Below are 10,977 nucleotides of genomic sequence, written 5' to 3' on the forward strand. Positions count from 1 at the left end.
GGGCAATCCTGCCCCGCTCTCGATTCGCGTCACGTGTTATTCGGTTTCCAGATCGATATCGATGCCGAGGGAACGAATTTCCTTGATCAACACGTTGAAGGACTCGGGCATGCCCGGCTCCATACGGTGATCGCCGTCCACGATGTTTTTGTACATCTTGGTCCGGCCGTTCACATCGTCCGACTTCACTGTGAGCATTTCTTGCAGAGTGTATGCAGCACCGTATGCTTCCAGTGCCCAGACCTCCATCTCCCCGAAACGCTGACCACCGAACTGCGCCTTACCACCCAGCGGCTGCTGGGTAACCAGGCTGTACGAACCGGTAGAACGAGCGTGCATCTTGTCGTCTACCAAGTGGTTCAGCTTCAGCATGTACATGTAGCCAACGGTAACCGGGCGCTCGAACTTGTTGCCAGTACGGCCATCGGTCAGCTGCATCTGGCCGCTTTCTGGCAGGTCAGCCAGTTTCAGCATGGCCTTGATTTCAACTTCCTTGGCACCGTCGAATACCGGAGTAGCCATTGGAACGCCGTTACGCAGGTTTTGCGCCAGATCCAGGATTTCCTGGTCGGAGAACGTATCCAGCGCTTCGTTGCGACCACCGATCTGGTTGTAGATCTCATCCAGGAAGGTGCGCAGCTCGGCAACCTTGCGCTGCTCTTCAACCATACGGTTGATCTTCTCGCCCAGACCTTTGGCCGCGAGGCCCAGGTGGGTTTCAAGGATCTGACCGACGTTCATACGCGAAGGTACGCCCAACGGGTTGAGGACAACGTCGACCGGGGTGCCATTGGCATCGTGCGGCATGTCTTCAACCGGCATGATCACGGAGACCACACCTTTGTTACCGTGACGACCGGCCATCTTGTCGCCCGGCTGGATGCGACGACGGATTGCCAGGTAAACCTTGACGATTTTCAGCACGCCCGGAGCCAGGTCATCGCCTTGCTGCAGTTTGCGCTTCTTGTCTTCGAACTTGTCGTCCAGCAGACGGCGGCGATCAACGATGTAGGCCTGAGCCTTCTCGAGCTGCTCGTTCAGAGCATCTTCAGCCATGCGCAGTTTGAACCACTGGCCATGCTCGAGACCGTCGAGAACTTCGTCGGTGATATCCTGACCTTTCTTCAGACCGGCGCCGCCTTCGGCTTTGTGCCCGACCAGAGCGGAACGCAGACGTTCGAAAGTGGCGCCTTCAACGATACGGAACTCTTCGTTGAGGTCCTTGCGGATCTCGTCGAGCTGGCTCTTCTCGATCGACAGGGCACGGCTGTCACGCTCAACGCCATCGCGGGTGAATACCTGAACGTCAATGACAGTACCCTTGGTACCGGTTGGTACGCGCAGGGAGGTGTCCTTAACGTCGCTGGCCTTCTCACCGAAGATTGCACGCAGCAGTTTTTCTTCCGGAGTCAGCTGGGTCTCGCCTTTCGGAGTGACCTTACCAACCAGGATGTCGCCCGGGCCAACTTCAGCACCGACGTAAACGATACCGGCTTCGTCCAGCTTGTTCAGCGCAGCTTCACCCACGTTCGGGATGTCCGCAGTGATTTCCTCTGGGCCAAGCTTGGTGTCACGCGCCACACAGGTCAGTTCCTGGATGTGGATCGTGGTGAAGCGGTCTTCCTGAACCACACGCTCGGACAGGCAGATGGAGTCTTCGAAGTTGAAGCCGTTCCATGCCATGAACGCGATGCGCATGTTTTGACCCAGTGCCAGTTCACCCATGTCGGTGGACGGACCGTCGGCCATGATGTCACTACGCTGAACCCGATCACCCTTACGCACCAGTGGACGCTGGTTGATGCAGGTGTTCTGGTTGGAGCGGGTGTATTTGGTCAGGTTGTAGATGTCGACACCGGCTTCACCGGTTTCAACTTCGTCATCGGCAACACGGACCACGATACGGCTGGCGTCGACAGAGTCGATCACGCCGCCACGACGAGCCACGACACAAACGCCGGAGTCACGGGCTACGTTACGCTCCATGCCGGTACCTACCAGCGGCTTGTCAGCGCGCAGGGTTGGTACAGCTTGACGCTGCATGTTCGAACCCATCAACGCACGGTTGGCGTCGTCGTGCTCGAGGAACGGAATCAGCGACGCAGCCACCGAAACTACCTGCTTCGGCGAAACGTCCATCAAGGTGACGTCTTCCGGCGCCTTGACGGTGAATTCGTTCAGGTGACGAACAGCTACCAGTTCGTCGATCAGGACTTTCTTGTCGTTCATCGTGGCCGAAGCCTGAGCGATCACGTGATCAGCTTCTTCGATGGCGGACAGGAATACGATCTCGTCGGTGACCAGAGCGTCTTTCACCACGCGGTACGGGCTTTCCAGGAAGCCGTACTGGTTGGTGCGCGCATAAGCGGCGAGGGAGTTGATCAGACCGATGTTCGGACCTTCCGGCGTTTCAATCGGACATACGCGACCGTAGTGTGTCGGGTGTACGTCACGAACTTCAAAGCCGGCACGCTCACGAGTCAAACCGCCAGGGCCGAGTGCAGAAACACGACGCTTGTGGGTGATCTCGGACAGCGGGTTGTTCTGGTCCATGAACTGGGACAGCTGGCTGGAACCGAAGAACTCTTTCACCGCTGCAGCCACTGGCTTGGCGTTGATCAGGTCTTGCGGCATCAGGCCTTCGCTTTCAGCCATCGACAGACGCTCTTTGACCGCACGCTCAACACGTACCAGGCCAACGCGGAACTGGTTCTCGGCCATCTCGCCTACGCAGCGAACACGACGGTTACCCAGGTGGTCGATGTCATCGACGATGCCTTTACCGTTACGGATGTCGACCAGGGTCTTCAGTACCGCGACGATATCTTCCTTGCACAGCACGCCCGAACCTTCGATCTCGGTACGACCGATACGACGGTTGAACTTCATCCGGCCGACCGCAGACAGGTCATAGCGCTCAGGGCTGAAGAACAGGTTGTTGAACAGGGTCTCTGCAGCGTCTTTGGTTGGCGGCTCGCCAGGACGCATCATGCGATAGATCTCGACCAGCGCTTCCAGTTGGTTGCTGGTGGAGTCGATCTTCAAAGTGTCGGAGACGAACGGACCGCAGTCGATATCGTTGGTGTACAGAGTTTCGATGCGAACAACGCCGGCCTTGGCGATTTTCGCCAGGATCTCGGTGCTCAGCTCGGTGTTGCACTCTGCCAGGATTTCGCCGGTTGCCGGATGCACGATGACCTTGGCGGTTGTGCGACCCAGGACGTAGTCCAGCGGCACATCCAGCTCTTTGATACCGGCTTTTTCCAGCTGGTTGATGTGGCGAGCGGTGATACGGCGACCTTGCTCGACAATAACCTTGCCTTTGTCATCCTGAATATCGAGGACAGCGATTTCACCGCGCAGGCGCTGAGGCACCAGCTCCAGGCTCAGGGTCTCGCCCTTCACGTGGAATACGTTGGTGGTATAGAACGCGTCCAGCACTTCTTCAGTGGTATAGCCCAGCGCGCGCAGCAGTACCGAGGCAGGCAGCTTGCGACGACGGTCGATACGCACGAATACGCAGTCTTTCGGGTCGAACTCGAAGTCCAGCCACGAACCGCGGTAAGGAATGATGCGCGCGGAGTACAGCAGTTTGCCGGAGCTGTGCGTCTTGCCACGGTCGTGGTCGAAGAACACGCCCGGGGAACGGTGCAGCTGGGAAACGATTACACGCTCGGTACCGTTGATTACGAAGGTACCGTTTTCAGTCATCAGGGGAATTTCACCCATGTAGACTTCTTGCTCTTTGATGTCCTTGATCGCTTTGTTCGACGATTCTTTGTCGAAAATGATCAGGCGCACTTTTACCCGCAAAGGTACGGCGTAAGTTACACCGCGCAATACGCATTCTTTGACATCAAATGCCGGTTCGCCCAGACGATATCCGACGTACTCCAGCGCAGCATTGCCGGAGTAGCTGATGATCGGGAAAACGGATTTGAAGGCCGCATGCAGGCCCACGTCGCGGAACTGATCTTTAGTCGCTCCCGCTTGCAAGAATTCACGATACGAATCCAGCTGGATGGCCAGGAGGTACGGCACATCCATGACGTCCGGCAACTTGCTAAAGTCCTTGCGGATACGTTTTTTCTCAGTATATGAGTAAGCCATCAGCGTTCCCCAGCTTGGTCACCTGCTTGTTTGGCCCCTCCCGACGGGAGCAGCCAGAAAATCGTGCAAACCCCATGGTTTGCGCCACCGCATCGGGTGGTTACAGCACGTTATCGGCACCGACCCAGTCGGCTGCCAATAACGGAAAAAGGCCGGTGGCAAGAGCCACCAGCCATCAGCCTGTCGCTTAACGCTCGGGCTGGAGGAGCAAAGTCGATGCTTACTTCAGCTCGACTTTAGCGCCTGCTTCTTCCAGCTTCTTCTTAGCGTCTTCAGCAGCTTCTTTCGAAACGCCTTCAGCTACAACCTGAGGAGCGCCATCTACTTTCTCTTTGGCTTCTTTCAGGCCCAGACCAGTCAGCTCACGAACTGCCTTGATCACGTTCACTTTCTTGTCGCCGGCTTCAACCAGAACAACGTTGAACTCGGTTTGCTCTTCAACAACAGCGGCAGCAGCAGCTGGACCAGCAGCAGCCACAGCAGCGGTAACGCCGAAGGTTTCTTCCATTGCCTTGATCAGCTCAACAACTTCCAGAACAGTTTTCTGGCCGATTGCTTCGATGATTTGTTCGTTAGTCAGAGACATGACTATAAATTCCTGTATTGGGGTGACAGCCTACGCAGCCATCAAATTAAACATATGATTTTGAAAGGGCTTGCAGTGCCTTAGGCAGCAGCAGCTTCTTTCTGGTCGCGAACGGCCGCCAGAGTACGAGCCAGCTTGCTGGTAGCGCCTTGGATCACGCTCATCAGCTTCGCGATAGCTTCGTCGCGGGTCGGCAGCGAAGCCAACACATCGATCTGGTTTGCTGCGAGGAACTTGCCCTCGAACGCAGCTGCCTTGATTTCGAACTTGTCCTGACCTTTTGCGAACTCTTTGAAGATACGGGCAGCAGCGCCCGGATGCTCTTTCGAGAATGCAATCAAGGTCGGGCCGACGAACGCGTCGTTGAGCACATCATACTGAGTGCCTTCAACAGCGCGCTTGAGCAGGGTGTTACGTACGACACGCACGTAAACGCCAGCTTCGCGGGCCTCTTTACGGAGTCCGGTCATCGCGCCTACTGTTACGCCACGGGCATCAGCCACGACAGCGGACAGAGCGACTTTGGCAGCCTCGTTGACTTCAGCGACGATGGCCTTCTTGTCTTCGAGTTTAATTGCCACGGGTTTAACTCCTGCTTATTACCGTTTCATCTGGTCGAAACCGGATGTCGTTTTGGTGTCTGATTCGGTAAGGAACCGGGAGCACCATCTGCGTAGGCTTGTGGTTTAAGACTTGCGTCGCCTACGGTCTTGGATAGCCCCCGCCAGGCAGGGACCCCAATTTTTCAATTGGCGCAATCGCTTGCGCCAATCTGTGTCTTACGCGTCGAGCGAGCTTTGGTCGATGACCAGACCTGGGCCCATAGTGGTGCTCAGGGTAACGCGCTTGACGTAAATGCCTTTCGAGGAAGCTGGCTTGATACGCTTCAGATCAGCGATCAGGGCTTCAACGTTTTCCTTCAGCTTGACGGCGTCGAAGCCGATCTTGCCAACGGAAGTGTGGATGATGCCGTTTTTGTCGGTGCGATAACGAACCTGACCAGCCTTGGCGTTTTTAACCGCGGTAGCTACGTCTGGGGTTACGGTGCCAACTTTAGGGTTAGGCATCAGGCCACGTGGACCGAGGATCTGACCCAACTGACCCACAACGCGCATTGCATCCGGGGATGCAATCACTACGTCATAGTTCAGGTCGCCGCCTTTCATTTCGGCAGCCAGGTCATCCATACCTACGCGGTCAGCGCCGGCAGCCAGAGCGGCTTCAGCAGCTGGACCCTGGGTGAACACAGCAACGCGAACAGTCTTGCCAGTGCCGTGCGGCAGCACAGTAGCGCTACGAACGACCTGGTCGGATTTACGCGGGTCAACACCCAGGTTTACAGCTACGTCGAACGACTCGCTGAACTTGACAGTCGACAGCTCGGCCAGCAGAGCAGCGGCGTCAACAATGTTGTAGGCCTTGCCTGCTTCGATTTTGCCGGCGATAGCCTTTTGACGCTTGGTCAGCTTAGCCATTACACACCCTCCACGTTAAGGCCCATGCTACGAGCAGAACCGGCGATAGTACGCACGGCTGCATCCATATCAGCTGCAGTCAGATCCGCGTTTTTGGTTTTCGCGATTTCTTCCAGCTGAGCACGAGTCACGGTGCCAACCTTAACGGTGTTCGGACGAGCGGAACCGCTGGTCAGACCGGCCGCCTTCTTCAGCAGAACCGAAGCAGGGGTGGATTTGGTTTCGAAAGTGAAGCTACGGTCGCTGTAGACAGTGATGATCACTGGAGTCGGCAGACCTGGCTCAAGACCCTGAGTACGGGCGTTGAAGGCCTTGCAGAATTCCATGATGTTCACGCCGTGCTGACCCAGAGCAGGACCAACAGGTGGGCTTGGGTTAGCCTGAGCGGCCTTCACTTGCAGCTTGATGTAAGCGGTAATCTTCTTGGCCATGAGGCACTCCAATTACGGGTTCGAACGCCTCGAGAGGCTCCCCGGTTACTTGCGCGTTTATCCCAGTGACGACAAAACCCCACAGCCTACGGCTGCGGGGTTGGGATTTTTGCTCAGTTAGACCTTTTCGACCTGACTGAACTCGAGCTCCACCGGAGTAGAGCGACCGAAAATGAGCACTGCGACCTGGATCCGGCTCTTCTCGTAGTTAACTTCTTCAACAACACCGGTAAAGTCCGCGAACGGGCCATCGTTGACTCGCACCGACTCGCCCGGCTCGAACAACGTCTTCGGCTTTGGCTTGTCGCTACCATCAGCAACACGGCGCAGAATCGCTTCCGCCTCTTTGTCGGTGATCGGCGCAGGCTTGTCGGCGGTACCGCCAATAAAACCCATCACCCGAGGAGTATCCTTGACCAAGTGCCAGGTACCCTCGTTCATATCCATCTGTACCAGCACGTAGCCAGGGAAGAATTTGCGCTCGCTTTTGCGCTTCTGGCCATTACGCATTTCAACCACTTCTTCAGTGGGAACCAGAATCTCGCCGAAGCCATCTTCCATACCGGCCAGCTTTACGCGCTCGATCAGCGAGCGCATTACATGCTTCTCGTAACCGGAGTAAGCATGCACAACATACCAACGCTTAGCCACGGGACACCCTTAGCCGACGATCAAGGAAACAAGCCAGCCGAGCAGGGAATCAAGCCCCCACAACAGCAACGCCATAACCAGAACAACAGCCACCACAATCAGGGTGGTCTGCGTGGTCTCTTGGCGAGTTGGCCACACGACTTTACGAATCTCGGTGCGAGCTTCCTTAACCAGTACAAAGAAAGACTTGCCCTTCGCAGTCTGCAGGCCTACAAAGGCAGCTACAGCAGCAATAGCAAGCAATGCGAGTACGCGGTACAGGATCGGCGAAGCAGAGAAATACTGATTTCCAACAACGCCAACAATCACCAGAGCGACTACCACCAGCCACTTGAGGAGATCGAAGCGAGTGCCTTGAGCTTCAGCTTTAGGAGTCATCTATGAAGATCCTGTGAAAAGAAAGCCAGACACACCAAGTGAATCTGGCAGGTCAGGAGGGAATCGAACCCCCAACCTACGGTTTTGGAGACCGTCGCTCTGCCAATTGAGCTACTGACCTAAAACAAAATCAGGCCGACCATTATGCCGGCCTGAAGGAGACTTTACAACAATTTACTCTGCCACCCTGATTACGACATCCGCACCGACGATGCAACCACCGCTGCGAACAACCAAAGGCAACCTGAACCACTTAAAACAAAGGCAGATATTTTCATATCTGCCTTGTCATATGGAGCTCTTGAGCGGATTTGAACCGCTGACCTCACCCTTACCAAGGGTGTGCTCTACCAACTGAGCTACAAGAGCGTAACACTGTGCAAAACCTGTAAACTTGGAGCGGGTAGCGGGAATCGAACCCGCATCATCAGCTTGGAAGGCTGAGGTTCTACCACTAAACTATACCCGCGAGGCTTACAGCTCTCGCTAAAAATGGTGGAGGGGGAAGGATTCGAACCTTCGAAGTCGTAGACGTCAGATTTACAGTCTGATCCCTTTGGCCGCTCGGGAACCCCTCCTAAGCGAGCCGGCATTCTACATCATGCCAGCCTTCTGTCAAGCATTTTTCTCATTAAAAACCTGAGCTTAGCTGCGTTGACCTCACTTCACACCGCCAACCGTTTCCGGTGTTCGCTGTGGAGCGGGCGCCATTCTATGCAAACTATTCAGTGGGTGCAACCCCCTCACACGGCATTATTTTATGTTTTAACTCATTGAATTCTTTAGAAAGGTTTATCAGCTGAAGATCGTCCAGCCAGCGCCGGCTTTCCGGGGCAATACGCACCCAATACCCGGCACTTTCCGACCCGGCTCTTGGCAGGGCCTGGTACTTAACCTCCATCCCGCTCAACCGCCGCTCAACCGCCTGCGCGGACTCCTGGCGTGTATACCCCCCCAGATAAAGACAGCCATTGTCTGCCGAGACAGCTTTACCCTTATCTTTGGATACGTCATTTGCTTCGCTCAACAGGCGGATATCTTGCTGGGACCCGCGATACAGACTCAAGGGCGTGACATCCTTGGCGCGCAGAGGGGCCTCTTGTTGATGCCAGATATAGTAGAAGGCATTGAGGACAAGCAGCAGCAGAAACAACCAACGCATAAAAACCTCAGGACAAGGGACAGGCCATGGCCAATCCGACAAACACCAAGTCCGGAACCACCCTGGCCTGAGGCACGACCTCAGAAACCAGGTTTGCATCCCCCCCGGTGAGAAATACGACAAAGTCCTCACCCCAGTAACTGCGCGCCAAGTCGAGCTGAGTCAGCACGAAGCCGCGCAGCATCAACAAACAACCACGCTCTACAGCCTCAACAGTCGCGCGACCAGGAACAAGACTTTCCAGAGCCTGCTCAGCCGCCAGGTCCCCATAACGAATTTTGCGAGTATGGGTGCGCAATTGGTTGCGCATCAACGGCATGCCCGGACAGATGAAACCACCCAGGTGCTCTCCATCCGCCGCGATAAAGTCAGCAGTCACGGCCGTACCGAAGTCGAGCACCAGGCACGCACCTGAAGCCAGATGAAAGCCTCCAAGCATTGCAAGCCACCGATCCAGACCCAGCCGCTCAAACTCCTCATACCCATTGCGCACGCCTGACATTTCGCGTGCCGGCGTTGCGCACACAACCGGCACGCCAAAGGTTTCCCTCAGCAAAGACGTCAGCGCCCCCGTCTCCTCCGCAGTCCTGACGCTCACCAACCGGCAAAACGTGAGAACAAGCCCTTTGAGCCCCCTCAACCCCTCAAGCAATGCGAGATCGGAGTCGACGACTCCCTCACCAAGCACCTGCCCGGCATTTACGGCAAGCACGCGCCACTTGATGAAACTATTCCCACAATCGAGCTCAAGAATCATCACGCAACCTCAGGCTCAATTCACCACCACTGAAGACTTTCTCCACACCATCCACCTTCAGGCGCAAGGCGCCCTGGCTATCGATACCAAGCACCTCGCCATCAATTTGATTGACACCGGCAATCAACGACACGCTTCGCCCCTGCCACAGGTGATTTTGCTCCCACTCGGACTGGATCGCCAAAAAACCACCCGCCTGGTGTCGAGCCAGGTATCGCTGCAGCATCTCCCCCAACCTGGCGACCAACTGGTTGCGATCAAACAATCTGCCAGACTCGAGTCGCATGGATGTCCATTGCTGGTCCACCTCGTCAGCGGACTGCATGTTCACATTGATTCCCACCCCGAGAACCACGTGGCACACATCAGCAGGGTCGCCAACCAACTCGAGCAATATTCCCGCGATCTTTTTCTGACCCACAAGGACATCGTTAGGCCACTTTAATCCAGCAGTTGCAATGCCGAGCTCACGCAGCGTCTGCAAAACAGCAAGCCCAACGACGAGACTCAAACCCTCCAACTGACGCATCCCACCATCAATGCGCAGCACCAGGCTGTAATAGACGTTTTCTGCGAATGGACTGACCCACTTGCGACCACGTCGCCCGCGCCCGGCCGTCTGCCGCTCCGCAAGCACAAGGAATGGTGCCGGCAGGCCCTGCTCTATAGCACGCAGCGCCTCGGCATTCGTGGAGTCGATCGAGTCGTAGACCTGGACGGGCCAGTCGCAGGAAAGCGCCTGCGCACTTATCTCGGCAGGATCGAGCAGCGCTAACGGCGCGGACAACTGATAGCCGCGCCCACGAACTTTATGGATAGACAAACCCAGCTCAGCCTCCAAATGCTGAAGCTGCTTCCACACGGCACTACGACTGACGCCCAGGGCAGCACCCAACGCCTGACCCGAATGGAATCGGCCATCTTTAAGAAGCTTTAACAACGTCAGCATGCAGGTCTCGCCTCACAATGAGGCCCGCATGATAGCCACGCGCCGCGCTATTGCATAGAAATCCAGTAGCCGTGACTTTCCTGCGGCCAAAAACAAAACCCCTACCTGCGTATGCAGATAGGGGTTTCGGAATTTAATCTTGACGATGACCTACTCTCACATGGGGAAACCCCACACTACCATCGGCGATGCATCGTTTCACTTCTGAGTTCGGGATGGGATCAGGTGGTTCCAACGCTCTATGGTCGTCAAGAAATTCGGTGTGCCGACCCGTCTTTCGACGTTTCAGCAAATTGGGCATGCGATAGATTTGTGTGTTGTGCGAACTTTCGGTTCATTGCGTCTTCACACACCGCAATCTGATGCTCTTTCGAGTAGTCAAATTGCTTGGGTGTTATATGGTCAAGCCTCACGGGCAATTAGTATTGGTTAGCTCAACGCCTCACAGCGCTTACACACCCAACCTATCAACGTCGTA

General features: G+C 55.8%; 10 protein-coding genes, 4 tRNA genes and 2 rRNA genes. All 16 read right to left on the minus strand.

Annotation, left to right across the window (positions count from 1 at the left end):
* Nucleotides 1-36: 36 nt before the first annotated feature.
* On the minus strand, nt 37-4,110 hold the full coding sequence (gene rpoB / locus CAF65_RS22420) for a DNA-directed RNA polymerase subunit beta (protein ID WP_085718230.1): 4,074 nt from the start codon (nt 4,108-4,110) through the stop codon (nt 37-39).
* 220 nt (nt 4,111-4,330) lie between these two features.
* Nucleotides 4,331-4,696: a 50S ribosomal protein L7/L12 gene (rplL, locus tag CAF65_RS22425; RefSeq protein ID WP_003255496.1), complete on the minus strand. Its 366-nt coding sequence runs from the start codon at nt 4,694-4,696 to the stop codon at nt 4,331-4,333.
* A gap of 80 nt (nt 4,697-4,776) precedes the next feature.
* Nucleotides 4,777-5,277 (minus strand): 50S ribosomal protein L10, encoded by a 501-nt coding sequence (gene rplJ, locus CAF65_RS22430; protein WP_085718231.1) that lies wholly within the window; start codon nt 5,275-5,277, stop codon nt 4,777-4,779.
* 198 nt (nt 5,278-5,475) lie between these two features.
* Entirely contained in the window at nt 5,476-6,171 is a 696-nt protein-coding gene (rplA, locus tag CAF65_RS22435; protein WP_003228754.1) for a 50S ribosomal protein L1, read from the minus strand.
* Nucleotides 6,171-6,602: a 50S ribosomal protein L11 gene (rplK, locus tag CAF65_RS22440; protein WP_003176435.1), complete on the minus strand. Its 432-nt coding sequence runs from the start codon at nt 6,600-6,602 to the stop codon at nt 6,171-6,173. The genes rplA and rplK overlap by 1 nt, the downstream gene beginning before the upstream one ends.
* A 117-nt stretch (nt 6,603-6,719) precedes the next feature.
* Nucleotides 6,720-7,253: a transcription termination/antitermination protein NusG gene (gene nusG, locus CAF65_RS22445; RefSeq protein WP_007984405.1), complete on the minus strand. Its 534-nt coding sequence runs from the start codon at nt 7,251-7,253 to the stop codon at nt 6,720-6,722.
* A gap of 9 nt (nt 7,254-7,262) precedes the next feature.
* Nucleotides 7,263-7,631, minus strand: a complete 369-nt coding sequence (gene secE, locus CAF65_RS22450; protein WP_085718232.1) for a preprotein translocase subunit SecE — start codon at nt 7,629-7,631, stop codon at nt 7,263-7,265.
* A 45-nt stretch (nt 7,632-7,676) separates the two neighbouring features.
* Nucleotides 7,677-7,752, minus strand: a tRNA-Trp gene (locus CAF65_RS22455).
* Nucleotides 7,753-7,924: 172 nt separating this feature from the next.
* Nucleotides 7,925-8,000: transfer RNA gene (locus CAF65_RS22460), tRNA-Thr, on the minus strand.
* Between the two features lie 26 nt (nt 8,001-8,026).
* Nucleotides 8,027-8,100: transfer RNA gene (locus tag CAF65_RS22465), tRNA-Gly, on the minus strand.
* Nucleotides 8,101-8,124: 24 nt separating this feature from the next.
* A tRNA-Tyr gene (locus CAF65_RS22470) sits at nt 8,125-8,209 on the minus strand.
* 143 nt (nt 8,210-8,352) lie between these two features.
* Entirely contained in the window at nt 8,353-8,793 is a 441-nt protein-coding gene (locus CAF65_RS22475; protein WP_085718233.1) for a hypothetical protein, read from the minus strand.
* A 7-nt stretch (nt 8,794-8,800) separates the two neighbouring features.
* The gene (locus CAF65_RS22480) at nt 8,801-9,550 is read right to left on the minus strand and encodes a pantothenate kinase (RefSeq protein WP_085718234.1); all 750 of its coding nucleotides are present in this window, start codon (nt 9,548-9,550) and stop codon (nt 8,801-8,803) included.
* Nucleotides 9,540-10,499 carry a bifunctional biotin--[acetyl-CoA-carboxylase] ligase/biotin operon repressor BirA gene (birA, locus tag CAF65_RS22485; RefSeq protein ID WP_085718235.1) on the minus strand — a complete coding sequence of 320 codons (960 nt, stop codon included), beginning with the start codon at nt 10,497-10,499 and terminating at the stop codon, nt 9,540-9,542. Before birA ends, CAF65_RS22480 begins: the two co-directional genes overlap by 11 nt.
* A 137-nt stretch (nt 10,500-10,636) precedes the next feature.
* Nucleotides 10,637-10,752: ribosomal RNA gene (rrf, locus tag CAF65_RS22490) — 5S ribosomal RNA — on the minus strand.
* A gap of 145 nt (nt 10,753-10,897) precedes the next feature.
* Nucleotides 10,898-10,977: ribosomal RNA gene (locus CAF65_RS22495) — 23S ribosomal RNA — on the minus strand; the annotation flags it as partial.

Source organism: Pseudomonas sp. B28(2017) (assembly GCF_002113025.1).
Taxonomy (GTDB): Bacteria; Pseudomonadota; Gammaproteobacteria; order Pseudomonadales; family Pseudomonadaceae; genus Aquipseudomonas.